Annotated in this window: 19 protein-coding genes and 1 pseudogene; 9 read left to right on the plus strand and 11 right to left on the minus strand. The window is 65.6% G+C overall.

Annotated elements, in window-relative coordinates; genetic code table 11:
* Positions 1-115 precede the first annotated feature (115 nt).
* Entirely contained in the window at positions 116-493 is a 378-nt protein-coding gene (locus HIV01_RS07130) for an acyl-CoA thioesterase (RefSeq protein WP_200606399.1), read from the plus strand.
* 42 nt (positions 494-535) lie between these two features.
* On the opposite strand, the gene HIV01_RS07135 is transcribed toward HIV01_RS07130, so the two are convergent.
* Both HIV01_RS07135 and speC read right to left on the minus strand, forming a co-directional pair.
* Positions 536-2,893: an Orn/Lys/Arg family decarboxylase gene (locus HIV01_RS07135; protein ID WP_200605771.1), complete on the minus strand. Its 2,358-nt coding sequence runs from the start codon at positions 2,891-2,893 to the stop codon at positions 536-538.
* 104 nt (positions 2,894-2,997) lie between these two features.
* Positions 2,998-5,247, minus strand: a complete 2,250-nt coding sequence (gene speC / locus HIV01_RS07140; protein ID WP_200605773.1) for an ornithine decarboxylase — start codon at positions 5,245-5,247, stop codon at positions 2,998-3,000.
* 15 nt (positions 5,248-5,262) lie between these two features.
* Between speC and HIV01_RS07145 the strand changes: the two genes are divergently transcribed.
* Both HIV01_RS07145 and potE read left to right on the plus strand, forming a co-directional pair.
* Entirely contained in the window at positions 5,263-5,517 is a 255-nt protein-coding gene (locus HIV01_RS07145) for a hypothetical protein (RefSeq protein WP_200605774.1), read from the plus strand.
* Between the two features lie 230 nt (positions 5,518-5,747).
* Positions 5,748-7,100: a putrescine-ornithine antiporter gene (gene potE, locus HIV01_RS07150; protein ID WP_200605779.1), complete on the plus strand. Its 1,353-nt coding sequence runs from the start codon at positions 5,748-5,750 to the stop codon at positions 7,098-7,100.
* A 577-nt stretch (positions 7,101-7,677) separates the two neighbouring features.
* Here potE and HIV01_RS07155 read toward each other — a convergent pair.
* The 5 genes from HIV01_RS07155 to HIV01_RS07175 form a co-directional block, all read right to left on the minus strand.
* Positions 7,678-9,000, minus strand: coding sequence for an amino acid permease (locus tag HIV01_RS07155; protein WP_200605780.1), 1,323 nt, complete (start codon positions 8,998-9,000; stop codon positions 7,678-7,680).
* A 10-nt stretch (positions 9,001-9,010) separates the two neighbouring features.
* Entirely contained in the window at positions 9,011-11,317 is a 2,307-nt protein-coding gene (locus HIV01_RS07160) for an Orn/Lys/Arg family decarboxylase (protein WP_200605781.1), read from the minus strand.
* 100 nt (positions 11,318-11,417) lie between these two features.
* Entirely contained in the window at positions 11,418-12,878 is a 1,461-nt protein-coding gene (locus tag HIV01_RS07165; RefSeq protein ID WP_200605783.1) for a DcaP family trimeric outer membrane transporter, read from the minus strand.
* Positions 12,879-13,025: 147 nt separating this feature from the next.
* Entirely contained in the window at positions 13,026-13,928 is a 903-nt protein-coding gene (locus HIV01_RS07170; protein WP_200605789.1) for a cation diffusion facilitator family transporter, read from the minus strand.
* A 94-nt stretch (positions 13,929-14,022) separates the two neighbouring features.
* The gene (locus tag HIV01_RS07175) at positions 14,023-14,469 is read right to left on the minus strand and encodes a copper chaperone PCu(A)C (RefSeq protein WP_200605790.1); all 447 of its coding nucleotides are present in this window, start codon (positions 14,467-14,469) and stop codon (positions 14,023-14,025) included.
* Positions 14,470-14,507: 38 nt separating this feature from the next.
* On the opposite strand from HIV01_RS07175, the gene HIV01_RS07180 reads away from it, so the two are divergent.
* Both HIV01_RS07180 and HIV01_RS07185 read left to right on the plus strand, forming a co-directional pair.
* Positions 14,508-16,076: a DUF4139 domain-containing protein gene (locus HIV01_RS07180; RefSeq protein WP_200605791.1), complete on the plus strand. Its 1,569-nt coding sequence runs from the start codon at positions 14,508-14,510 to the stop codon at positions 16,074-16,076.
* Between the two features lie 60 nt (positions 16,077-16,136).
* Positions 16,137-16,904 (plus strand): enoyl-CoA hydratase/isomerase family protein, encoded by a 768-nt coding sequence (locus HIV01_RS07185; RefSeq protein WP_200606400.1) that lies wholly within the window; start codon positions 16,137-16,139, stop codon positions 16,902-16,904.
* Between the two features lie 42 nt (positions 16,905-16,946).
* Here HIV01_RS07185 and HIV01_RS07190 read toward each other — a convergent pair whose 3' ends face one another.
* The 4 genes and pseudogenes from HIV01_RS07190 to HIV01_RS07205 form a co-directional block, all read right to left on the minus strand.
* Entirely contained in the window at positions 16,947-18,221 is a 1,275-nt protein-coding gene (locus tag HIV01_RS07190) for a substrate-binding domain-containing protein (protein ID WP_207527127.1), read from the minus strand.
* A gap of 168 nt (positions 18,222-18,389) precedes the next feature.
* Complete coding sequence (locus HIV01_RS07195; protein ID WP_207527128.1) at positions 18,390-19,265, minus strand: sulfurtransferase; 876 nt, start codon at positions 19,263-19,265, stop codon at positions 18,390-18,392.
* Positions 19,262-20,079, minus strand: a pseudogene (locus tag HIV01_RS07200) (NUDIX hydrolase). The gene HIV01_RS07195 and the pseudogene HIV01_RS07200 overlap by 4 nt, the downstream one beginning before the upstream one ends.
* Before the next feature lie 145 nt (positions 20,080-20,224).
* Complete coding sequence (locus tag HIV01_RS07205) at positions 20,225-20,911, minus strand: FKBP-type peptidyl-prolyl cis-trans isomerase N-terminal domain-containing protein (RefSeq protein ID WP_200605797.1); 687 nt, start codon at positions 20,909-20,911, stop codon at positions 20,225-20,227.
* A gap of 236 nt (positions 20,912-21,147) precedes the next feature.
* Here HIV01_RS07205 and HIV01_RS07210 point away from each other — a divergent pair, with 236 nt between their 5' ends.
* The 4 genes from HIV01_RS07210 (at position 21,148) to HIV01_RS07225 (ending at position 24,528) form a co-directional block, all read left to right on the plus strand.
* The gene (locus HIV01_RS07210) at positions 21,148-21,930 is read left to right on the plus strand and encodes an enoyl-CoA hydratase/isomerase family protein (protein ID WP_200605799.1); all 783 of its coding nucleotides are present in this window, start codon (positions 21,148-21,150) and stop codon (positions 21,928-21,930) included.
* Positions 21,930-22,346 (plus strand): hypothetical protein, encoded by a 417-nt coding sequence (locus HIV01_RS07215; RefSeq protein ID WP_200605800.1) that lies wholly within the window; start codon positions 21,930-21,932, stop codon positions 22,344-22,346. Before HIV01_RS07210 ends, HIV01_RS07215 begins: the two co-directional genes overlap by 1 nt.
* Positions 22,347-22,364: 18 nt before the next feature.
* Positions 22,365-23,078: an endonuclease III gene (nth, locus tag HIV01_RS07220; RefSeq protein WP_200605801.1), complete on the plus strand. Its 714-nt coding sequence runs from the start codon at positions 22,365-22,367 to the stop codon at positions 23,076-23,078.
* Between the two features lie 166 nt (positions 23,079-23,244).
* The gene (locus HIV01_RS07225) at positions 23,245-24,528 is read left to right on the plus strand and encodes an OprO/OprP family phosphate-selective porin (RefSeq protein WP_200605802.1); all 1,284 of its coding nucleotides are present in this window, start codon (positions 23,245-23,247) and stop codon (positions 24,526-24,528) included.
* Positions 24,529-24,627 lie beyond the last annotated feature (99 nt).

Consider the following 24,627-nt stretch of genomic DNA (forward strand, 5'->3'; position numbering starts at 1 on the left):
GGCAGCAAAGAAGTCCGTCAAGACCAGCACTGACAAGGTCCAGCCGGCAACCGCACCCGCGGCCGAACCGGAAGCGCCCACCTCGCCCGCACCCGTCGCCCTGATCCGCGTGCCCATGTCGGTGCGCTGGCGCGACCTGGACGCGTTCAACCACGTCAACAATTCCAAGTACCTGAGCTACCTCGAGGAAGCCCGCCTGCACTGGATGCTGTCGGTGCCGGGACAGGGTCTGGACGAACACGTCGCGCCGGTCGTCGCGGCGGCCAACCTCAACTACCGCCGCCCGATCGAATGGCCGGCGCAGGTCGCCATCGAGCTGTTCGTCGACAGGCTGGGCAACAGCAGCGTCAGCATCGGCCACCGCATCGTCGATGCCGCCGATGACAGCGTGCTGTATTGCGACGGCAACGTGGTGATGGTGTGGATCGATCGCGGCAACGGCCGCGCCGCGCCGCTGCCCGAGGCCGTGCGCGAGGCCTGCTCGCAACACTGACACCCATGCGCCGCCCTCCAGCGAGAGCGGCGCATGGTTCGGCTAGCGCTTCGCCTTGCTGGTCTTGGCCTTGGCCGCCTTGGTTGCCTTCGCCGGCTTGCCCGCCGCACCTTCAAGCGTGACCTTGGCCCACAGATCACCATTGTCGTCGGGGTGTACGTTCTGCACTTCGCGGCCGAAGCCGGGGAAGCGCTTGCCAAAGGCCTCGACGGCGATCAGGTACTTCACGATCGTCCCGCCCTTGGCGTCAACCCGTTCGCCCGGCATCAGCACCGGAATGCCCGGCGGATAGGGCACGATCATCAACGCCGCCACGCGGCCCGGCAGGTCGGCGATCCGGACTTCCTCGGTGGTGCCATGGATCAGCTGCTGATAGGCCTCCGAAGGCGTGAGCACCTGTTCCGACAAAACCTCGCCCGCGGCATTGGCCATGGCCTGAAGATCGAGCTCGGTCATCACCTGGTGCATCTCGTCGCACAGCTGCGGCAACGTCATGCCGCCATAGCGATGCGGATAGGCGTGGACCAGTTCCGGCAGCGCCTCCTCGAGCGAGGCGTTGCGATCGTAAAGCCGCTTGAACGCCATCAGCGTTTCCAGCAGCGTGCCCCACTTGCCCTGGGTGGTGCCGACCGAGAACAGTACCAGTACCGTGTAATCGCCGGTGCGGGCGATCTCCTGGCGGCGCGCATCGAGGAACTTCGACAGGATCGTGCCGGGCACGCCACGCTTGGCGATCTTGCCCTTTGAATCCGTGCCCGGGCACAGGATGGTGACCTTGGTCGGGTCGAGCATGCAGAAGTCGCCCGCCACCACTTCGTCGGGGATGCCGTGCCAGCTCTCGCCGGCGCGCAGCGTCCAGCATGCGGGGTCACTGCACAGTACGTCGCTCGCCGCATCGGCGAGGTCGACCTTCTTCTTGCCGATCGGCACCTGGTCTGGCTGGAACAGCGAGAAGAACCACTCGCCCTCTTCCTTGAAACGCTTGTTGACCGAGGCCACCGCCTTGCGGAACTCGACCGCGTAACTGACCGACTCGCGCAGCAGCGCACTGCCCGAAGGCTCGTCCATCATCGCGCTGGCGATGTCCAGCGAGGCGATCAGCGGATAGAACGGCGAGGTGGTGCCATGCATCATGAAAGCTTCCTTGAGGGGAGCCCATTCGATCTTGCCGCGATCGCTGTTGCTGACGTGGATGTAGGACGCCATCGAGAACGCCGGCAGCATCTTGTGCGTGGACTGCACGGCGAACACGGTTGGCCGGTTCTTCATGTCGCGCGGCACGCCCATGGCGAAGCGGTGCTTGAACAGCGGATGGAACTTGCCGTAGGCGTACCAGGCTTCGTCGAAGTGCACGCGCGGCACGCTGGCCGCCAGCATCTCGGCGACTTTGTCGACGTTGTAGAGCATGCCGTCGTAGGTCGGGTTGGTGACCACCGCGTGCACCGGCGCACTCGACTTCGCACCCTTGGCCAGCGGCGAATCAGCAACCAGCTTGTCGATGTGTGCCTTGGAGAAGCGCTTGGGCGGGATCAACCCGATCATGCCGTAGCCGTTGCGGCTGGGCTGGAAATACACCGGCCGCGAGCCGGCCAGCGTCATCGCGTGGTTTAGCGACTTATGGCAGTTGCGGTCGACCACCACCATCTCGTCGTTGCCGACCGCTGCCTGCACGACGATGCGGTTGGAGGCCGAGGAGCCGGCCAGCACATAGAACGTCCAGTCGGCACCGAACACACGCGCTGCCATCCGCTGCGATTCCGCCGGCGGGCCTTCGATGTCCAGCCACGAGCCCAGCTCGACATTGGAGATGCCGATGTCGGCGCGCATGATGTTCTCGCCGAAGAAGCGGTGGAACTCGGCGCCGGCCGGATGCTTGAGGTAGGCCGCGCCGCCCATGTGACCGGGCGCATCCCACTGATAGGTACCCTCCTCGGTCAGCTTCTTCAGCGCCTTGAAGTACGGCGGCAGCATGCCGTTGTGGTAATCGTCGATGGCAAAGCGCACGCGCTTGGCGAAGAACTCCGGCGTCTCGCCGATCAGGTTCACGTACTCGCGGACTTCGCGGATCACGCTCATCGGCAGGTTGCGCGTGGTGACGCCGCGACTGAGCAGGAAGATCGGGATGCGCAACGATTTCTCGCGCACCGCGCGGATGATCTCCAGCACCGCCTTCTCGCTCATCCCGGCGGTTTCACCCAGGTCCCAGTCGATCGCCACGCACGAGTAGGAAGCCGAACCCTGGGCGATGATCAGCCCGTCCTCGCAGCTGTGCGCGCGCAGCACTTCGATGCCCTGGTCCTGGACAGCCTGACCCAGGCGCGTCAATGCCAGGGCGTAGGCCGACCCCTGGTCCGGGAGGTCGGTGGTCACATACAACACCCAGGGGTTGGACATGGACATGGCGATTCCTCTGTATGCCTGGGGCAGTTGGCGGTAACCGGAGGGGCGACTTCATCCCACGCGGCGTAAATTCCAGATGAAACCAGCGCGCACTACGTCGGCACTCATTCCTGCACGACGTAGGTGTAGAAGCGGATACGACCTTCTTCGTGCACCTGGTAGACGCCCTGGACCTCGTACGAGAATCCCGGGAACCGGTTGCAGTTCTCCTCGAACGCCAGGAAGTAGTCGATCATCGGCTTGGCCTTCGCGTCATAGCGCTCGCCGGGAATGATGATGCCGATGCCCGGCGGATAGATCAGCGCCAGCGTCGCCGCGATCCGGCCGGACACCTCGCTCATCGGCACGAAGTCGACCTCGCCGCCGACCAGCGCCTCGTTCGCCTCGCGCGCGGACATGGCCTGTTCCGGGAACGACTCGTAGCGGAAACTGAGCCGCTGCAGCTCCTTGATGTTCTTGGCGACGAAGTAGTCGTGCATCTCCTGCGCGACCTGGCGCAGCGAGTAGTCGCGATAGCGCGCTTCGTTGCGCTGGTACAGGCCGGGCACGACCTCGGCCAGCGGGCTGTCGGCCTCGTAGTGGTCGCGGAAGCGTTCGAGCGCGGCCAGCAGCATCGCCATCTTGCCCTCGCCCACCGCCGGGGTCATGAGGAACAGGATGCTGTAGAGGTCGTTCTTCTCCGGGATGACATTGTTCTCGCGCAGGAAGTTGGCGAGGATCGTGGCCGGCACCCCCGTCTTGGCGTAATTGCCGCTGGCCGCATCGATCCCGGCCGTGGTCAGCATCAGCTTGGTCGGATCGACCATCGCCGCGTCTTCGCCCAGGTTGCGGAAGCCGTGCCAGGACGCGCCCGGCGCCAGCTGCCAGTAGGCCTGTTCGCGCGCCAGCACCTCGGTCGGCACGTCCTCCCAGGCCACGCTGCGGCCCTGGTAGTCGACCTGGTCCGGCACGAACGGGTTGATGAAGCCGGGGAAGCGCTTGCGCACCGCCTTGCGGCCCTCGATGCCGAGCTTGACCATGTCGTCCCACAGCACGCGGCCCGCCTTGTCGGCGTGCATCTGCGCGTTGACGTCGAGACTGGAGAACAGCGGGTAGAACGGCGATGTCGATGCCTGCAGCATGAACATCTCGTTGAAGCGCTTGTGGTTGACCCGGAATGGCTTGTCTCGGATGTGGGCGTCACGCACGTGGATCTGCGAGGCCTGCGAGAACCCGGCCAGCTGCTTGTGCGTCGACTGGGTGGCGATGACGCCCGGGGAGTCGGCGTCCAGCTTCAGCCCCATGCTGAAGTGATCCTTCATCAGCGGATGGAACGCACCGAATCCGGCCCAGGCTTCGTCGAAGTGGATGTACTGGCACAGGTGGCCGATCTTCTCCAGCACCTTGCGGGCGTTGTAGACGGTGCCGTCATAGGTGCACTGCTCGATGATCGCCACGCGGATCGGGCGCTCGCGCTTCCAGGCATCGGTTCCGGCCAGGCGCGGATGGTTCTTGAGCTTGTCGCGGATCGACGCTTCGTCGAATGCCGACCAGTCGATCGGCCCGACCATGCCGAAGCCGTTGCGATCGGTCTCCAGATAGATCGGAATCGCGCCGGCCATCATCAGCGCGCCGTGGTGGTTGGATTTGTGGTTGTTGCGGTCGAACAGCACGATGTCCTTGCTGCGCAGCAACGAGGTGTTGACCACCTTGTTGGACGAGGACGTGCCGTTGAGGACGAAATAGGTGCGGTCGGACTGGAAGACCTTGGCCGCACCACGCTGCGCCGCCAGCGCCGGCCCTTCGTGGATCAGCAGGTCGCCGAGCGCCACCATCGCGTTGCAGATGTCGTCGCGGAACACGTTCTCGCCCATGTGCTCGTAGAACAGCCGGCCGACCGGATGGCGCATGAACATCTGCCCGCCCTGGTGGCCCGGGCAGGCCCAAGTGCGGTTGGCGTCGTAGTCGTACTTCATCAGTTCGCCGAAGAACGGCGTGCGCAGGCTCAGCGCATAGCGCTCGATCGAGGCAACCAGGCGCTTCTCGTAGAAATCGCGGGTTTCCAGGTCGGCGATCAGCACACCGTCCAACGCCTTCAGGAACGGCTCGTCCAGCGCTTCGTCATCGCGACCGCTGATCATGAAGATCGGCATGCGCAGGCCGCGCTCGTCGCGTGCGTCCACCACTGCCTGGGCCCCGTCGCGGGCGACGATGATCGCGCCGAGATCGGCGCCACCACGGATCGCCTGCGGAATCTGTTCCAGGTCGATCGATGTCACCGGGAAGTGCAGCTCGTCCTCGATCACCTGGGCGACAACACCAGTGTGTTCGCCGACAACCAGGATACGAAAGAAGCGTTCAAGGGGAATGCTCATGGGGAGTCCTCTTCCTTGTCGTCTGGCAAGCAGATTGGCGGCCAGGGCATTGCTGGCGCTGCAAGCTTCGAATCACTCCCCGCCGGCACCGCGGCATCCATCGGGCGCGCGTCGGCGGTAATCAGGCTCACGATGCTCTCACCGAACCATGTCACTTGCGAGCGTTTTGGCCGTGTGAAGGTGACCGTTCGTCAGCCCCGTCTGACGCGGGTCATGGCTTCACACGGAGATTACAAGCGCTATGAAAATCTCGCGGCGATCTCCAGATGAACCGGGGGACGCATTGCCGCCAACTGGCCTTGTCCGCCACGTCCAGGCACTGCCAGGTTCGAATCATCGCCTCCGTTTCGCGCGCGTCTGATCCTGCGCGCTTCTACCGTCATTGCGTCCGCACAGAGAGTCCGTCGCAAGCACGATCTTCGAAGCCCCTCCGCCAAACGCGGCTTGACCCAGCACGACTTGCAACGCCTGAAGTTCCGATCCACTCAACGGAGCCTGTCATGAGCGAGTCCCATCAGAAAATGAATGTGTTCCAGCTGACCGTGATCACGCTGGTCAACATGATGGGCTCGGGCATCATCCTGCTGCCCAGCAAGCTGGCCGAGATCGGCACGATCACGATCTTCTCCTGGCTCTTCACCGCTGGCGGCTCGCTAGCCCTTGCCTACGTCTTCGCCCGCTGCGGCATGCTCAGCAAGAAACCCGGCGGCATGGGTGGCTACGCCGAGTACGCCTTTGGCAAGGGCGGCAACTACATGGCGAACTACACCTACGGTTTGTCGCTGGTGATCGGCAACGTCGCCATCGGCGTCACCGCGGTGGGTTACGCCACCGTCCTGTTCGGCGCGACCCTGAGTCCGATGCAGACCTGCTTCTGGACCATCGTGCTGCTGTGGGTCACGACGTTCGCCAACTTCGGCGGCGCCAGCATCACCGGCAAGATCGGTTCGATCACGGTGTGGGGCGTGATCCTGCCGGTGGTCCTGATCTCGCTGATCGGCTGGTTCTGGTTCAGCCCGACCACCTGGTCGGCTGCGTGGAACCCGCATGAGATGGGCTTCTGGTCCGCCGTTGGCAGTTCGATCTCGGTCACCCTGTGGGCGTTCCTCGGGCTGGAGTCGGCCTGCGCGAATGCCGACGCCGTCGAGAACCCCGAGAAGAACGTGCCCATCGCAGTGCTGGTCGCGACCATCGGTGCCGCCGCCGTCTACATCATTTCGACCAACGTCATTGCCGGCATGATCCCCAATGCCGAGCTGGCCAAGTCCAGCGCGCCGTTCGGACTCGCGTACGAGCACATGTTCAGCCCGATCGTCGGGCAGACCGTCACGGCGTTGATGGTCATCGCCTGCATCGGCTCGCTGCTGGGCTGGCAGTTCACCGTTGCCCAGGTGTTCAAGAGCTCGGCCGATGTCGGCTACTTCGTGTCGATCTTCAGCAAGGTCACCAAGATCGGCACGCCGATCACCGGCATGCTGGTGCTGCTGGCAGTGCAGACCGGCCTGGCATTGATGACGGCGAGCCCGGAGCTGAGCGAGACGTTCGGCAAGGTCGTCAACCTGGCGGTGGTGACCAATCTGGTTCCCTACGTGATGTCGATGGCCGCCATCGTCACCATCCAGAACGTGGCGGGCATTCCAAAGGTCAAGGCAAGGATGACCAACGTCATCGCGCTGATCGCCACGATCTACAGCTTCTACGCCCTCTACAGCTCCGGCACCGAAGCGATCGTGCTGGGCGGCATCTGCATCTTCCTGGGCTGGACCCTGTTCGGATTCTTCGCCGCCAACCGCTTCTATCGCATGGAGCAGGAAGCGCACATCCCGAACCCGGGCAAGTCGTTCCAGACCTGACTTGGAGCCCCTCTCCTGCTTGCGGGAGAGGGGTTTGGGTGATGGTGAAACGGACCGCGATGCGGTCCGTTTTCTTTTGCGTTGTCAGTGGGGGGAGGAAGCTGCCACTGTTTTATTGACTTCGACTGTTGGGGAGAGCGCAGTGCCCGCGTGATGCATCCGCGACGTTCGGACTCGCGCTGCGCCGGCCCTCGGCGGTGTCCGTGCCCTCGCTCATTCGCACGTCTGCTCGGTGAGCTAGGTCCCGGACGCCCGCGAAAGGATGAGGTGGTTTCAGAGGCGGGGAGCAACGTCTTTGGCCCCCCGCGTTTGCAGGGATGACGGAATAGAAACGTCGCTGGGTCCCCACCTTCGCGGAGATGACGGGTTGATGGGCGTTATCGAAGACAGGGCAATGAATCGCCGGAGCGTCGTCCGACGGGCCGGGGATCGCGCAGCAGTGGGCCATGGATGGCCCACGCCCCGCATCAGACAGGATGTCTGACTAAGGGGCGGAGCAATCCCCGGCCCGGCGGACGACGCCATTCCGCAAGCGAAAGCCCCAGAGAACCCGGAGAGCCCAGAGGCAAGAACCGCCTCAGGGCAGCTTCGCCCCCACCTTCACCGCCCTACGCCCGACCAGCGCATAGAACGGGATGCTCAGCACCAGGACGACGAATGCATTGCGGTCCAGCTCCGCCGACTGCCCCAGGATCACCCCGCCGCAGTACACGCAGGCCAGCAACCCCACCACACCCAGCAGCCAGCGGCGCGCCGACGGCAGGTCCAGCGTCGCATTGAGGCGCCACATGGCCACGACCGAATAGACGTAGGGGATCACCATCAGCACGACCGTCGCGCTGGTGATGCGGGTGAACTGGTCGGCGACCGTCGGAGACACCGTCAGCACCAGCAAGCCGGTCATCAGCACGCCGGTGATGACCAGGTTGCGCGCCGGCATGCCACGCGCATTCTTCTCGGCGAATACGCGCGCGAACATCCCGTCCTCTGCCGCCGCCTGCGCCGACTGGGCGACGATCAGGATCCAGCCGGTCAACGCGCCGGCCGCTTTCGCGATCGCCGCAAGCGAAATGATGATGGCGCCCCAGGGTCCGAGCATGACCCGCGCCGCGTCGGCAAAGGGCGCACCCGATGCCTTCAGCTCGGCGTTGCTGAGCAGCCCCATGATCACCGTGCAGCACACCACGTAGATCACGGTTGACACCACCAGCCCGATGATCGTGGCCAGCGGCACGTTGCGCTTGGGGTTGTCGATGACGCCCGCCGACACGGCGGCGCTTTCGACGCCAAGGAATGCCCACAACGCTATCGACGCGCTTTGCATGATGGCCGTCGGTTCGGAGACCGAGCCGGGATTCCAGCCCGCCATGAAGACTTCAGGACGGAACCAGAACCACCCCAGCAGGCCGATCACCGCGATCGGCAGGATGCCGGCCACCGTCGTGATTGCGGCAAAGTGACCAACCGCGCTGGCACCGCGCAGGTTGAGCCAGATGAACACCCAGATCACCACGGCCGTGCAGACACAGGCGAGCCACGGATTGGCCAGCACCGGGAAGAACACCGCCAGATAGCCGGTGACCGAAACGGCAATGGCGATGTTGCCTATGACATTGGCCACCCAGTACAGGAAGTTGGTCTGGAATGCCGCGAACGGGCCCAGATGGTCGCGCGCGTAGGCGTACGGCCCACCCGCCTTCGGGTCGACCATGCCCAGGTGCGCGAACACCAGGCCCAGCGCGGACGCACCTATCGCGGCCGCGATCCAGCCAAAGATCGAGATGCTGCCGATCGAGGCCAGGCTGGCCGGCAACAGGAAGATCCCGGTGCCGACCATGTTCGCCACTACGAGCGACGACGCCCCGAGCAGCCCCATCTTGCCGTTGCTGCCACCGTGCATCGTCGTCGCCTCAGCCTGTCGTCAAGCACTGCACGTAGTACTCGCCGTCCTCTACCTCGACGCCATGGGTGTCGTGCCCGAACCCGGGGAACGCCGCGTCCCAGCCCTGCAGCGACTTCAGGTAGCCGATGTGAGGGCCGTTGGCCGCGCCTGCGGACTCACCCGGCATGACCATCGGAATGCCCGGCGGATACGGCACGATGCTCGTCGCCACGGTGCGACCGGCAAGCTTCGGCAGCGGCACGCGTTCGACCCGACCCAGGATCAGCTCCTGGTAGGCATCTGCCGGCGTGAGCTTGATGTCCGGCAAGTTGGAATAGGCCTTCTGCAGGTGCGCCGTCTGCCCGCCCTTGCGCAACTCGGCGAACATCTGGTCACCGAGGCCGCGCAGTCCCAGTCCCTCGTAACGCTCCGGGTAGTCCTTCACCAGGTTCGGCATCACCCGCGCCAGCGACTGGTCGATGTCGTAGTCGCGCTTGAAGTCGAGCATCGCCGCCAGCAGCGTGCTCCACTTGGCCTTGGTGATGCCGATCGAGAACAGGAACAGCACGGCGAAGTCGCTGGTCTTCTCGACCTCGATGCCGCGCGAATCCAGGTACGCAGTCAGCAGCGAGGCCGGGAAGCCCTGCTTCGCCAGCACACCGTCATCGCCCATGCCCGGCGTCAGCACCGACACCTTGATCGGGTCGAGCATGCAGTAGTCGTCTTCGAGCTTGTCGAAGCCGTGCCAGGTATCGCCCGGGTGCAGCACCCAGCACGACGGATCGGTCGCCAGCACTTCCGGCGGCGCGTCCTCGAAGGCGACGCGCTTGGCGCCGACCTTGACCTTGTCGGGGTTCCAGGTGCGGAAGAACCATTCCTTCTTCTTGGCGAAACCGGCGTTGATGCGGCCGACGGTCTGGCGGAAGCTGATCGCCTCGTCGATGCTCTCGCGCGTCAAGGCCAGGCCACCGGCGCCGTCCATCATCGACGCGGCGATCTCGTTGGAGGCGATGATCGGATAGAACGGCGATGTCGAGCCGTGCATCATGAACGACTCGTTGAACCGCGCATGCGGAATCGGATCGCGTCCGTCGCGCACGTGGATGTAGGACGCCTGCGAGAACGCAGCCAGCAGCTTGTGCGTGGAATGCGTGCTGAAGACCGTCGGTCCCTTGCGGTCGTGGTCGGCGACCTTGCCATGCATGGCCAGCCGTCCCGCATAGAGGGGGTTGAAGCGGGCGTAGCCGAACCAGGCTTCGTCGAAGTGGACGCGGTCGACCCAGCCGCCGAGCTGCTCGAGCACGCGCGTGGCGTTGTAGCAAAGGCCGTCATAGGTGGAGTTTGTCACCACCGCGAATACCGGCTGCTTGTCCTTGAGTCCCTTGCTGATCGGTATGGAGGCGATGGCCTTGGTCAGGTAGGCCTTGGCCAGGCGCTCCGGGTAGATCGGTCCGATCAGGCCGTAGCGGTTGCGCGACGGCACCAGGTACTGCGGCACGCCGCCGGTCATGGTCAGGCCATGCTCGATCGACTTGTGGCAGTTGCGGTCGCACAGCACGACCTTGTCGCGCGCGACGCAGGCCATGAAGATGATGCGGTTCGACGTCGACGAGCCATTGGTGACCGTGTAGCTGCGGTCGGAGCCGAACACGGTGGAGATGTACTTCTCGCTGGCGCCGATGGGACCGGTGTGGTCCAGCAGCGAACCCAGCTCGCCGACGCTGATCGACAGGTCGGTCTGGAACACATGCGCGCCATAGAAGTCGTGGAACGCGCGACCGGCCGGATGCTTCAGGAACGCGGTGCCACCGGTGTGGCCCGGGGTGTGCCAGGAATACTCGTGGACCTGGTTGAAGTTGTATAGCGCGCTGACCAGCGGCCCGAACAGGCCGCCGACGTACTTGCCCACCGCCGCCATCACGCGACCGCAGACGAAGGTGGACGTGTCCTGCAGCAGCCAGACCAGTTCGTCGATCGCCTGCACCAGCTCGATGGTCAGCGACTTGGCCTTGTCGCGCTCGGTCAGCAGGAAGATCGGCACGAACTCGTTGCGGGCGCGGATCGTCGTGATCAGGTCGATGGCGGCGGCATTGCCGCGCTCCTTGCCTTCCTCGTCGGGCAGCGACCAGTCGATCAGCATCGCCTGGATCGAGGCGTCGGAGATGATCGTCGCGCGCGCGTCCTCGACGTGCGTGGCGGTCACGGTCTCGACGTTGCGGTCGTGGAACTCGTCGACCAGCATCTTGCAGGCCCGTCCACCGGCGGTGTCGGTACCGATCTTCGGGTGAACGATGAGGACGCGGAACTTCTGACGCTGGGCGCGACGCTGAAGCATGGCAATGACTCCTGGCTCACGGATAGGACGCGACCTGCCCGCGTCCGGCGAATGTCGGTGGTCCTTCTCGCGCCGTCAGGTCAGGTATGCGCGCCCCTCATCAGGGGTTGAGGTCGTAGCGGAGCGTTACCTGCAGGCGTTGTGCTTCGCCGTCGTTGTCGTTGAGGTCGGTGTTCTTGCCCCACAGGTATTCGGCGCCGAGCATGGCCCGTTCGGAGAACTGCCAGGCCAGGTTGAGCGATGCAAAGCGCGTGCTCTTGGGCAGGCTCGGATCGATCAGCATGTCCTCGTCCGGATCGATCCGCAGGTAGCCATAGGACGCGCTCGAACTGACGTTGTCGGACCAGCCATGGGTGTAGCCCAGGCCCCAGCCACCGGCATCGATGGCCTTCAGGTCGGTATTGGCGTTGAATGCGGCATCCAGCCCGAACCCGGAGATGTCCTGCAGGAAGTTGGCGTAGCCGGAGCCGTAGCTGGCCCAGGCCTGGACGCTGTCGTTATCGAACAGGCCGGCGGCAAAGCTCAGTTGGGTTGCGTAGGCATCGGTGTTGCGGTGCTCGTCACCGATCGCGCTCTGCACGCCCAGGTCGCGGAACAGGTTGGCCCACTGGATGTGCCAGTCCGGAGTTTCCCAGCGCAGGCCGAGAGTCAGGTCGGGAATGCGCGAGTAGGTTTCGAAATCACCGATCTGGGCGATGTCGGCGTTCGGCTTCTCAACCGACATCGGCACGGTCAGCTTGCCTTCGCCCGCGCGGTACACGATCGGCGAGTAGCGCACCTGCGGCGTGTACTTGAAGGTGAAGGAGTTCGGACCCTCGTAATCGAGGGTGTTCGGGAAAGCGTCGATGTCGGTGAACGCGGACAGGTAGTAGCCGGCGATCAGCGAGTAGTCCTTCGCTTCCAGCTCGCCGTACAGATACTGCATGTTGTACGGCATGTCGCCGCTGCCACTGCCGAAGAAGTTGTTCTTGTAGACCACCTTCAACAGGCCGTAGTCGGTCTGGCGGCGGAAATCGAGGCGGAACACGCTCTGCTTGGCGCTGAGGTTGCTGCGCGAGTCCGAATCGTGGAACGGCTGTCCCTGCACCGGTATGGACGAAGGCACGAACAGATCCTTGGCGCCCATGAACTTGTTGTCGAACATCATGTCGAACTGCGCGACGACGTCGATCTTGATCAGGTTGCCGGTGTCGCCGAGCTGGACATAGCCCTCGGGCAGCGGTTCTGCCGTTGCCGGCAATGCCGACGGCGGCCGATGGATGCGTGACTCTTCAGGCGTTGGCCCGGTGGCCGAGGCGACCAGCGGTGCCGACGGAGCGGCCGGAGTAGGAGCCGGCGCTGCACTGGCCTGCGCCGCCTCCTTCGATTCCAGTTCGTCCAGGCGCTGCTGCATCCTCTGCATCATCTGCTGCTGTTGTTGCAGCTGCTGGCGCATTTGCGAGAGTTCGGCCTTCAGTTGCTCGGCCGAGGCGGTTGACTGGGCTTGCGCAGGCAGCGAGGAGAATGCAGCACAGGCTGCGACTGCTACGGCCAGCGAGGAAGCTGCGAAATCATGTCGCATGATCCTTTCCCTCCCACTGTGGGTCGCGTGATTGACAGCGCGAGCACCAACGTTAATGCGGCCTAACGTGAAGCGACCGTGATGCTCCGACAGGCGGCCCTGCACGCTGATTTCACATTTGATGACAATCCGTCACATCCAGGCGGCTTACATCCAGGAGCGGTCGCCGGTGAACTCGATGGTCAGCCAGAACTGCGGACGGTCGGCACCCAGGCGCGCGGCGATGTCCCGGCGGATCGCGTCGACGCGCGCAATCGGCCCGATCTGGTGGTCGGCCGGCACCAGGATCAGGATCTCGACGAACCTGCCCCGCCCCACCTTCGCCACGTGGCTGGAGTACTCGAGGAAGCCGTGCTCGGCGACGACCGCGTCCATGACCTGCTTGACCTCGCGATCGAGGTCGCCGGGCGCGACCTGCAGGACTTCGCGGATCGCGCGCCAGGTCGATCGCATCGGCACGGCCAGCATCGCCAGCGCGATGCAAAGCAGGATCGCCGGGTCGATGTACGGCACCCAGGCTTCATGGCCACTGCGCTTCATCGACACCGCGACGCCGAACCCCAGCAACAGGGCCAGGCTGAGCGAGCCGCTTACAAGCCATGCGCGCGCATCGAGCGCCAGCAGGTTCGACCCGAGCCGGCGCGCGTGCCCGCGCATGTAAGCCGACATGCCCATGCCGACGATGCACAGCACGCCTGCCCAGATCGCACCCAGGCCGTACGAAACCTCGTTGCCGCCGGAGGTCAGGCCGATGATCGCGGTGAAGGCCGCATAGAGGCACGACAACGCCAGCGTGGCACCGCCGAACGCCTCGACCATCGGCTCCAGGTGCCAGTAACCGAACTGGAAACGGCGACTGCCCTCGAAGGCCACCAGCCGCGACACGCTCAGCGATGCCACCGTCAGCACCACGTCGACCAGGCTGTACATGCCATCGAAGATGATCGCGTCGGAATTGACCAGCAGGCCGCTGGCGATGCCGACGACGCCGACGACAATGGTGATCGCGATGGAAAGCTTGAGGAGGCGCTGCTCGGGGCGGGTGTCCATCGAATCTCCGTGGTGGAGCGGAGTCGGATCGTGGCAAGTGCCCGGATTGTGTTGCACCCGGCCGTGACGCCAGTGTCGGTGCCGCGGATGTCCGCTATTCGCCCGCGGAGCGGACCACGAACTCGCCGAGCAGCTTGCCACCGTCCTTCAGGGCGAACTCGACCGCGACCTTGCTGCCCGGCTTCAGCGTCGCGCCCGGCTGCATCAGCATCAGGTGCATACCACCGGGCTTGAGCACGGCGGACTCACCCGCGCCGATACGCAACTCCGGCAGCGCGCGCATGCGGCTGACACCGTCGACCACGCGGGTCTCGTGCAGCGACACGTCGCCGAAGGCGACGCTGCTGACGGCGACGATCGTCATCGGCTTGGCGCACGGATTCTCGATGCGACCGAAGCCGGCCATCATCGGCATCGCCATCGGCGGCATGCGTACCCAGCCATCGCGCACGACCGGCGTGCACTCGGCTGCAAAGGCAGACGAGGAAGACAAGGCGGCGAGCAGGGCCAGTAACCCCAGGCGGAGGCGTGATGCGTTCATGGGCCTATGATACTTCCCACATGCTGAAGGAGTCGCCGATGAAGCATCCGCTCTCGCTGCTTGCCCCTGCTTGCTTACTTGCCGCTTGCTCCCTTGCCGCCTGCTCGGGGTCCAAGGCACCGGCGGACACGGGTGGCGCCCCCGCCGCGACACAGGGAGCCACCAGGCAAGGCGCCGACAGCGGCGTGGCCACGGCGACCCGGCTGACGGTCTACAGCGGCGGCTACGACCAGCTGGCCCACAGTGGTGTCCCGCAGGCCGGCATGCCCGGGTACGCCCTCGTCGACCGCAAGCTGCAGCGCACGCTCAAGCAAGGCGAGAACGCGATAACGGCCGACGACGTTCCGCCGTCGATGGACGTGGAGGCAGCGTCGCTGCGACCACTGACGGATGGCATCGGCATCGCCGGCCAGCGTTATGTCGCCGCGCTGTCGGGTACCGACGACGTACTCGCGCAGGCCATCGGCAACAAGGTCACCGTCGAACACACCGCCGGTGGTTCCAGGCAGACCGATAGCGGCACACTGCTGTCTGCCGGTGACGGCCTGACGCTCGCGCTGGACGATGGCAGCATCAAGGTGATCCGCAACTACGACAGCTTCAGCCTCGTCGACGGTCAAGCACGGCTGCCGCGCCACGCCGCGCTGCAATGGACGGTGACCGCGCCCCAGGCTGGAGACGCCGACTTCCAGCTGACGTATCCGATGGGCGGGATGGCCTGGCGCGCCGAGTACCTGGCGAGGCTTGCCAAGGGTGACGCCTGCCAGCTCGCGCTCGATGGCGCGGCGCTGATCGCCAATCGTTCCGGCGTGACGTTCGATGACGCCGCAGTAAGCCTGGTCGCAGGCGAACCGAATGTAGAGCGGATCCAGGTCACCGGCAGTCGAGTGACGATGGACCGCATGGAGATGGCGGCACCGGCACCGGCACCACCACCGGAACCGACCGTGCGCGAGTCCGGCGAGTACCACGCCTACGATCTTCCCGGCCGGGTGCGTCTGGCCCATGGCAGCAATGAACGCGTGCCGCTGTTCGCACCACGGCCGTCGATCGCGTGTGAGCGTGCGTATGTGGTCGAGGCAGACGGCGGCGGTTGGGTACCACCGCAACCCGTGATCGAACCTTCCTTCCGTGGCGCGACCGGCGTGCTGCCTGTGACGACGACGGTCTCCATCAAAAACTCCAGGGAAGCCGGTCTCGGCCAACCGCTGCCGGCAGGCCGCGTGCGTGCCTTCGTCGATGGCGACTTCCTCGGCGAATCCATGCTGCCGCATACGGCTACCGGCGAAGAAATCCGCCTCCAGCTCGGCAAAGCCTTCGACCTGCGTGCCAAGCGCGAGCCCAGGGACTTCCGCCTCGACCGCGCCGGCCGCACCATCACCGAGACGATTGAACTGACCTTGACCAACGGCAAGAAGACCGCGGCTACCATTCGAGTGATCGAGCCGCTGCCGCGCTGGAGCGATTGGGAGCTGGTCGCCAGCAGCGTGCCGGGCAACAAGAAGGACGCCCAGCACGCGCAATTCGAAGTCCCGGTTCCGGCCGAGGGTGAGGCCACGCTCACCTACACCGTGCGCTACCGCTGGAACAAGGACGTCACGCCATGAGACCTTGCATCATCAGACCTTGCCACCAGGCAACCATTCAATGAGTCCCACGCCATGAGCATGATCCAGACCCATTCCGCCGACGGCATCGTCGAGATCCAGCTGGCGCGCGCGCCGGTCAACGCGCTCAACCCGGAACTGTGCAATCAGCTCACTGCCGCGATCGGCAAGGCCGTCGCCGACGGCGCGCAGGGCCTGATCCTCAGCGGCAGCCCCAAAGTGTTCTCGGCCGGCCTCGACGTGCCCTACCTGGTCTCGCTGGGCAACGATCGCGATGCGCTGATGGCGGCCTGGGAATCGTTCTTCCTGGCTGCACGGACCCTGGCCGAATGCCCGGTGCCGGTGGTGGCCGCGATCGGTGGCCATGCGCCGGCCGGTGGTTGCGTGCTGGCACTGTGCTGCGACTACCGCGTGATGGCGCGCAGCGAAGACCCGGCCAAGCCGTTCCGTATCGGACTCAATGAAACCCAGGTCGGGCTGGTCGTACCGGTCGGCATCCTGCGCCTGATGCAGCGCGTGGTCGGCATCTACCAGGCCGAGCGCCTGGTCGTGGCCGGCGAGATGGTCGCAGCCGATCGCGCCGAGCGCCTTGGCCTGGTCGACGAACTGGTCGACATCGATGAGGTGGTTACGCGTTCGCGCGAGTGGCTCGGATCGCTGCTGGCGCTGCCGCAGCGGGTGATGCGCCAGACCCGCGCCATCGCCCGCGCCGACGTGGTCGCCGCGCTGCAACCGGAACAGATCCAGTTGCCGCGCTTCATCGATGCCTGGAGCGACCCGGCCACGCAGGCAGCGCTGCAGGCGCTGGTGGCGCGCCTGGGCAAGTAACCCGGCGAAGGTGGCGGCCCAGCGCCGCCACCCTCGAAACACTCACAACAGCCAGATCTCGACACGCTCGTTGCGCAGGCGCGCGCGTGAATCCGCCGGCGCCTTCAACGGCACCTGCGCTCCCATGCCACGTGCATGCAGCACCGGCAGGCCCAGCGCCATCAACTCGTGCGCGACCAGGTCGGCGCGGTCGTTGCTCATCATCATCGTGGCCGCCACCGACGTGCTGGTGCCGACATCGGCGAAACCCACGACCAGCAACTGCCGCCCCTGGTTCACCGGCAGTTTCATGAAGGCAGCCAGTCGCTCGATGTCGCGCACCGAGCGGCTGTCGTACACGCTGCTGGCCACGCCACTGTCGTTGTTGCCGGTGAAGTTGAAGCGCAGGCTGAGCGGAAGGCGCATAGCATTGCCGATCAGCGCCTTGTATTCGGCCGGACCGAACAGCGACGGCGGCTTGTAGCCCGGACGCAACGTCACGCCCAGATGGCCTGCCGAGGCGACGGCGTCCTGGCCGTGCTGGCCCATCGCATACAGCGCGAAGCTGCGGCTCAGTGCGCCCATCATCTGACTGCCGTACATGTACAGGCGACGCGTCAGCGGATAGTCCTCGCTGAGCACGTTCAAGCGCGTGGGTGCGACGGCACGGCCGCCTTCGGCGATGGCCAGCGGCTTGACGCCGGCGCCCCAGCGCTGGCGCAGCGTGATGAAGCCGATCGCCTGCGGGTCGGCCGCCACCGCGTCCAGCAGCGCCGGTCCGTCGGGATGCTCGCGGCTCATGCCGTAGGCGCTGCCCGCCATCACCTGCTCATCGACGAGGTCACGGGCAGAGTTCGCGCCCGTCACCATCTGCAGGCGCACCGGGCCCGGTCGCCCACCGACTTCGCGCCAGTCGCGGATCTGTCCGGAGAACAATCGACGCAGCTGTGCGATGTCCAGGCGCCTGACCGGATTGTCGCGATGGACCACGACCGCAACGCCGTCGAGCGCCAGCACGAACTCCTGGTCGTGCGATGCGAGATCGCCGAGCTGCCAGCCCTCATCGAGTTCGGCGGCGGTCGGCCGCCGCGTCATCATCGCGATCTGCGCTTCACCGGCGACCAGGTCGGCGAAGCCCTGCGCGGTACTGCTGCCGGCGATCTCGACGACCAGCGGCTGACCGTCGCGAACGGCGTGGATCTCGGTCGTTGCCGGTGCCGCCTGCACGCGGCGGATGTCCTGATAGCCGATGTCGCGCAACCAGGCCTCGGCCACCGTCGGCACCAGTCGCGCACCCAGCGTCTGCGAACCGTGGATGCGCACCCGTTCGGTGTCCACCTGCAAATCCGCCTGCGCGTGCGCCATCGCGCATGTTCCAAGAAGCAGCAAACCCCACACAAACCGTGTGATACGTGACATCGCGCACGCCCCCAATGCGAAAACACGCAAGCATCGGGAGGTTCGATGACGTTCTTGTTACTACGTGCGAATTCTTGTTACAGCTGGTTACTCGCCTGTCCCAATCTGGCGGTTCGGATCCCCGATCCATCCACTCCATGATCCCTTGAACAACTTCGCACCCTTCAGGCCCGCATGCTCCATCGCCAGCAGCAGGTGGCAGGCAGTGACGCCTGAGCCGCACATCACCGCGACGTCACTGGCCGGGCGAGCAGCAATAAGCGTCGACAGTTCGCCGGCCAGCTCATCGGCTGGTCGAAAGCGACCCTCGCGCATGCTCAGTGCATAAGGCCGGTTGCGTGCGCCGGGCACGTGGCCGGCGACACGGTCGATCGGTTCGATGTCGCCGCGGAACCGCTCGTGCGCCCTGGCATCGATCAACATTCCGCCTTGGTCGAGGTGCGCCTGCACTGCGGCCGCATCGAGCAAACGGGATTCGTCGAACGTGCCGACGTAATTGGTCGGCGTCGGCTGCGGCACGTCGGAGTCGACCGGCAACCCTTGGGCCTGCCACTGCTCCCAGCCGCCGTCGAGCACGGCGACACGCTCGTGGCCAAGCATGCGCAACAGGAACCACATGCGTGCAGCCGCAAGCGCACCGTCACCGGCGTCGTAGGCCACGACCTGGGTCTGCGGGGTGATGCCCCAGCGACCGAGTGCGGCGAGGAAGTCGTCGAGTTGCGGCCAGGGGTGACGGCCGGCATCGATCTGCATGGCCGGCGCAGTACCCGGCGGCGCGGACAGGTCGCGTTCGAGATGCGCGTAGCGCGCACCAAGAATGTGCGCCTCGCGGTACGCCGCTTCGGCGGTGGCGGGATCGCCCAGCCTCGAGCGCGCATCGATCACGACCAGGTCACTGCGTCCCAGCGCGGACGCCAGCTCCGCGGCGGAAACCAACGTGCCCCAGTGTTGCGTCGTGCTCATGCGATGGCCTCCAGTCGTTGCCGCAGGTTGAACAGCATCGACGCGGTGGCGCCCCAGATGCGTTGCGCGGGATAGCGGTATTCCAGCACTTCGCGCGGGCGACCGCGGAAGTCGAGCGTATGCGTGGCCAGGTTGGCCGGATCGAGGAGGAATGACAGCGGCACCTCGAACACGTCGGCGACTTCGTTCGGGTCGGGACGGGCGACATAGTCGTCGTCGAGCAGCGCCACCACCGGTTGCACGCGGTAGCCGGTGATCGTGGCCAGTGGATCGAGGTAACCCAGCGGCGCGATCTGCGCCGCCGCCAGGCCGATCTCCTCGCAGGTTTCGCGCAAGGCGGTGGCGACGGCATCGGCGTCGTCGAGTTCGACGCGGCCTCCGGGAAAGCTGACCTGCCCCGCGTGCTGGCGCAGCGCATCGGTGCGACGTGTCAGCAGCACCTGCGTGCCGCCGCTGCGGGGGATCAGTCCGACCAGCACCGCCGCCGCGACAGACACCGTCCCGTCCGGGACCAGGTCGTGCAGCTCGGCGAGATTCCAGCCGGGCCCTTGTGGCGGCGACGGCAACGGATACAGCGCGGCCAACAGGCCGGGACAGTCAGGCAGAACCGGTCCGGCAGGCAGCGGCTTCACCCTCGTCTGTGCTCCCGTTCGGGCAAGGTGGTTTCCATCATGCGCAGGCGCTCGTCATCGTTCATCTGCGGCCAGCGCGCGATCTCGGCACTGGTGCGATGGCAGCCGCTGCACAGGCCTTCATCGTCGAGTGCGCAGACGCCGATGCACGGACTGAGCACGGCGCGGAAAAGAGTATTCATCAGCTGACAACCGTAAGGCGGGAGTGCACGGGTTTCAACCGTTGGATGGTTGTCGGGACCCATAAAGACATTGAGCCGGCACGAGGCCGGCTCAATGGGTGTTGCTGACAACGCCGTGGCCGCTATGCAGCCGCGGGTCAAATCATCACTTCACGCTGACCAGCTTCACTTCGAACTGGACGGCGACGTTCGGCGGGAACGGAGTGCGCGGGTCGGCGCCGTACGCCTTCTCCGGCGGCAGGGTGACTTCCCACTTCGAACCGGCCGGCATCTGCAGCAGTGCTTCGCGCATTGCGGCCATCTCGATCTCGCTGACCTTGATCGCCGGGATCGCCTGCGCCGGACGCGGCTGCTGCGGACGCTCGCCCCATGCGTAGGGACCAGCGACTTCCAGCTGCACCGTGTTGGCCTGGGTCGGCTTGGCGCCGGTGCCGGTCTCGATGACGCGGTACTGCACGCCGCTCGGAAGCGACTTCACGCCAGCCTTGGCCTTGTTGGCGGCGATGAAGCCGTCGCTCTTGGTCTTGTTGGTGGCGGCGGCCTTGTCCCACTCGGCCTTGGCCTTGGCCTGCTGGCGCTGCTGCATGTTCTGCACGGCGGTGCGCAGCTGGTCGACCGGAACGGCCGGCTGCTTCTTGCCGTAGCCGTCCTGCAGGCCCTTGATGATGGTGTTCACATCGACCTGCTCGCCGCTCTCCACGGAGTTGCGACCAAGGTCATAGCCGAGGGCATAGCTGAGCTTGCCTTTCTCGGTCGAAGTGTCCTGCGCGACGGCGTTGCCGGCGGTCAGTGCCAGGGCCGCAACGGCGGCAGCAATCAAACGCAACTTCATTCGGTGGAATCTCCGTGGTGGATCGAGGGGCGGGTTGGCCGCACCGTCTGTGTAAAGCCTGATGTGTGAAGCCCGCACCGGTCGAATCGGCCCGGATGGACGCGCTAGGATAACGGCGCCAAGGCTTAATCGCCACTGAGGCCGCCCTGCTCTGACAGCGCTCCTGGCCGGGAGTTCCGCAGAAGTCTTCGACGGCCCCAAACCGACCCCAGAAACTTTCCCAGTGACCCTCCGACATGTCTGAAACGCCCGTCCTGACTGCCGATCGTGGCGCCGTGCGCCTGATTACCGTGAACCGCCCCGACAAGCTGAATGCGCTCAACGCAGAGACCCTGGACGGCCTGCTGGCCGCCTTCGAGGCTGCCGAGGCCGCGCCGGAGGTCCGCTGCGTGGTCCTGACCGGGGCTGGATCCAAGGCTTTCGTGGCCGGCGCCGATATCTCCCAGATGAACACCCTGACTCCGGTGCAGGGTCGCGACTTCTCCCTGCGCGGGCAAAAGCTGATGCGCCGGATCGAAAAGATGCCCAAGCCGGTGATCGGCATGATCAACGGCTTCGCCCTGGGTGGCGGGCTGGAGCTGGCCATGTCCTGCCACCTTCGCATCGCCGCCGACAATGCCAAGGTCGGCCAGCCGGAGGTCAACCTCGGGCTCATCCCCGGCTTCGGCGGCACCCAGCGCCTGCTGCGCCTGGCCGGTCGCGCCGCGACGCTCGAGCTTTGCCTCGCCGGCGCGCCGATCGATGCGGCGCGTGCGCGCGAGCTGGGCATCGTCAATCGCGTGGTGGCCGCCGCCGAGCTGGAAGCGGAAACGATGAAGCTCGCCGACCAGCTTGCCGCATCCGCGCCGCTGGCGCTGCGCGGCGTGCTCGACTGCGTCAACGTCGGCGGCGAATGCGGCATCGAGGAAGGCCTCGAGTACGAGACCGCCCAGTTCGGCCTGATGTTCTCCACCGACGACATGCGCGAAGGCACTGCCGCTTTCCTGGAGCGGCGCAAGCCGAGCTTCAGCGGTCAGTGATGGCAACCGCCAGCAACGACGCCTGCGTTTGCGGTTGCCGCGATGGCGCAAGCGCAGCGGTGCACGCGATTGCCACGGCGCTCGCGCAGGATGATCTCGATCGCGCGATCACGCTTGGCCTGATCGCAGTCGAACCACGGTCGTGTGCCAGTTGCAGTGGCGATTGCCGCGCGCGCCTGCAGGCGGCGCGCACGGAACGCATGCAGGCACTGGCCGCACGCGATCGCTACCGCATCCGCAACGCACGCGTGGAGCGAAGGGCACGCGAGCGCGCCGAGCATCGCTCCGCGGCGATGCCCATCGCTGCCAGTGTCGCCACCGATGACACGGCACCCGTTGCAACCGCCCTGCCCTCGGCCGCCGCTGCCGCCCTGGCGCGTGCGCGCGCCAGGGCCGCCGCGCGCCACAAGCCCTGATCGGACACCACCCGCCGCATGCCAGTCGCCAAAGCGAAAAAAGCCGCTCCGACACGAACCCGTCGCAGCAGCCGCCTCAGTGCCGCGGAAATCGAATCGATGTTCGCCCGCCTCAAGGCGCTCAATCCCAGTCCGAAGACCGAACTGGAATACACCACGCCCTACGAACTGCTGGTGGCCGTGACACTTTCGGCGCAGGCGACGGATGTCGGCGTCAACAAGGCCACACGCAAATTGTTCCCGGTGGCGAACACCCCCCAGGCCATCGCCGCCCTCGGGGTCGAGGGCCTCAAGCCGTACATCGCCACCATCGGCCTGTTCAATACCAAGGCCGCCAACGTGGTGGCCATGGCCCGGCAGTTGCTGGAACAGCACGCTGGCGAAGTCCCGCGCGACCGCGCCGCCCTCGAAGCCCTGCCCGGGGTTGGCCGCAAGACCGCCAACGTGGTGATGAACACCGCCTTCGGCGAACCGACCATGGCCGTGGACACCCACATCTTCCGCGTCGCCAACCGCACCGGCCTGGCGCCGGGCAAGACCGTGCGCGCGGTCGAGGACGGCCTGCTCAAGGTGATACCGCCGCAGTACCTGCATGACGCCCACCATTGGCTGATCCTGCACGGCCGCTATGTCTGCAAGGCGCGCAAGCCCGATTGCCCGCACTGCGTGCTGCGCGATCTGTGTCGTTTCAAAGAAAAGACAGCCGGCGAACCCGACCGTCTGTCGGAATGACCGTCAGGCCTCGCTGGGGCCGATAACGACTGATCGCAGCCATGGCTGCCGGCTGGCGGCGGTAATGCCAGCGTCATCCCGACGAAATAAGTCAGGGCTGTCATATTTACGCAACTTTCACACCCTAGCCTGCGCAGCGTCTTCCAATGCCCCAAGGGCTACGTCCATGAAACTGTCTCGCAGCACCCTTTCCGTCGCGCTGCTCGCCGTTCTAGCCGCTCCTGCCGCCCACGCCGAAATCGCATTCGACGTCATCGGTGGTTCCGAGATCTCGTTCGAAGGCCTGGTCCAGGCCGACTACAACTATTTCGACAACGACTTCGCCAACCTCAACGGCGATGCCCCGGACGGCAAGGACAGCGACAACGAACTGCGTCGCGCCGAGCTGGTGCTGAAGGGCAAGGGCCCGGGCAACATCGACTGGGTCGTCGGCTACGACGCCAAGGCCGACAAGTGGCTGGACGTCAACGCCAAGTACAAGCTCGGCGGCGACGCCAACCACTGGTTCCAGGCCGGTCAGTTCAAGCAGCCCAACAGCCTTGAAGAACTGTCGTCGACCAAGAACAACGACTTCATCTCCAAGTCGCTGGTCACCAACACCTTCGGCATCGCCCGTCGCCTCGGCGCCGCGTACCACTACGGCACCAACGACTGGGGCATCACCGCCAGCTACTTCACCCGCGAGCTGACCGAGCATCCGGCTCCGACGCCGCACGGCCCGGGCTTCGGCTTCCGCGGCAACTGGGCACCGATCAACGAGAAGGGCAACATCCTCCACTTCGGCCTGTCGTACATCGACTACGACACCTTCACCGACACGGTCCGCATCCGCGCCCGTCCGGACGCCGACCTGGCCGGCCAGCGCATCGTCGACACCGGCAACATGACCAATGCCGACCGCCAGTCGACCATTGGTGCCGAGGCGATGTGGGTGACCGGTCCGGTCAAGGTGCAGGGCGAGTACATGCAGTCGACGGTCGACCGTTACAACAACGGCAACCCGCGCCAGTCGAAGGACTACGACGCCAACAGCTGGTACGTCAGCGGCCTGTGGAACATCACCGGCGAGACCTGGGGCTACAAGGACGGCGTGCCGACCACCCCGCTGCCCGACAGCCCGGCTTCGGGCATGTGGCAGGCCGGCCTGCGCTTCGACACGATCGACCTGGATGACGGCCGCGCCATCGCCGGCGCCACCCCGACCGCAGCTTCGGTGGTCGACGGCGTGCTCGGCGGCCAGATGGACACCTGGACCGTCGGCGTGAACTGGTACTGGCGCTCGAACTTCAAGTTCATGCTGAACTACGTGATGGTCGACAGCTCGCGCTACTTCGTCCGCACCCCGGCCGCTCCGTACGCCGACATCCCGGCCAACAACAACGTGCTGGTCAACCGCAAGGTCGACGACAACCCGAACATCCTCGAAGCCCGCGTCCAGCTGTACTGGTAAGGCTTCACCCGGGCCCGGCCTTGCCGGGCCCGACTTCCCTGCATCTCTTTCCTCCCCCTCGGGCGCGGCTCAGCCGCGCCCATTTTTTTGGGGAACTCG

This window comes from Lysobacter arenosi, from assembly GCF_016613475.2.
Lineage (GTDB): Bacteria > Pseudomonadota > Gammaproteobacteria > Xanthomonadales > Xanthomonadaceae > Lysobacter_J > Lysobacter_J arenosi.

Coding starts and splice junctions, on each gene's coding strand:
- HIV01_RS07130 (WP_200606399.1), top strand. CDS start 116: ATGTCGGTGCGCTGGCGCGACCTGGACGCGTTCAACCACGTCAACAAT.
- HIV01_RS07135 (WP_200605771.1), bottom strand. CDS start 2,893: ATGTCCATGTCCAACCCCTGGGTGTTGTATGTGACCACCGACCTCCCG.
- speC (WP_200605773.1), bottom strand. CDS start 5,247: ATGAGCATTCCCCTTGAACGCTTCTTTCGTATCCTGGTTGTCGGCGAA.
- potE (WP_200605779.1), top strand. CDS start 5,748: ATGAGCGAGTCCCATCAGAAAATGAATGTGTTCCAGCTGACCGTGATC.
- HIV01_RS07155 (WP_200605780.1), bottom strand. CDS start 9,000: ATGCACGGTGGCAGCAACGGCAAGATGGGGCTGCTCGGGGCGTCGTCG.
- HIV01_RS07160 (WP_200605781.1), bottom strand. CDS start 11,317: ATGCTTCAGCGTCGCGCCCAGCGTCAGAAGTTCCGCGTCCTCATCGTT.
- HIV01_RS07165 (WP_200605783.1), bottom strand. CDS start 12,878: ATGCGACATGATTTCGCAGCTTCCTCGCTGGCCGTAGCAGTCGCAGCC.
- HIV01_RS07170 (WP_200605789.1), bottom strand. CDS start 13,928: ATGGACACCCGCCCCGAGCAGCGCCTCCTCAAGCTTTCCATCGCGATC.
- HIV01_RS07175 (WP_200605790.1), bottom strand. CDS start 14,469: ATGAACGCATCACGCCTCCGCCTGGGGTTACTGGCCCTGCTCGCCGCC.
- HIV01_RS07180 (WP_200605791.1), top strand. CDS start 14,508: ATGAAGCATCCGCTCTCGCTGCTTGCCCCTGCTTGCTTACTTGCCGCT.
- HIV01_RS07185 (WP_200606400.1), top strand. CDS start 16,137: ATGATCCAGACCCATTCCGCCGACGGCATCGTCGAGATCCAGCTGGCG.
- HIV01_RS07195 (WP_207527128.1), bottom strand. CDS start 19,265: ATGAGCACGACGCAACACTGGGGCACGTTGGTTTCCGCCGCGGAGCTG.
- HIV01_RS07205 (WP_200605797.1), bottom strand. CDS start 20,911: ATGAAGTTGCGTTTGATTGCTGCCGCCGTTGCGGCCCTGGCACTGACC.
- HIV01_RS07210 (WP_200605799.1), top strand. CDS start 21,148: ATGTCTGAAACGCCCGTCCTGACTGCCGATCGTGGCGCCGTGCGCCTG.
- HIV01_RS07215 (WP_200605800.1), top strand. CDS start 21,930: ATGGCAACCGCCAGCAACGACGCCTGCGTTTGCGGTTGCCGCGATGGC.
- nth (WP_200605801.1), top strand. CDS start 22,365: ATGCCAGTCGCCAAAGCGAAAAAAGCCGCTCCGACACGAACCCGTCGC.
- HIV01_RS07225 (WP_200605802.1), top strand. CDS start 23,245: ATGAAACTGTCTCGCAGCACCCTTTCCGTCGCGCTGCTCGCCGTTCTA.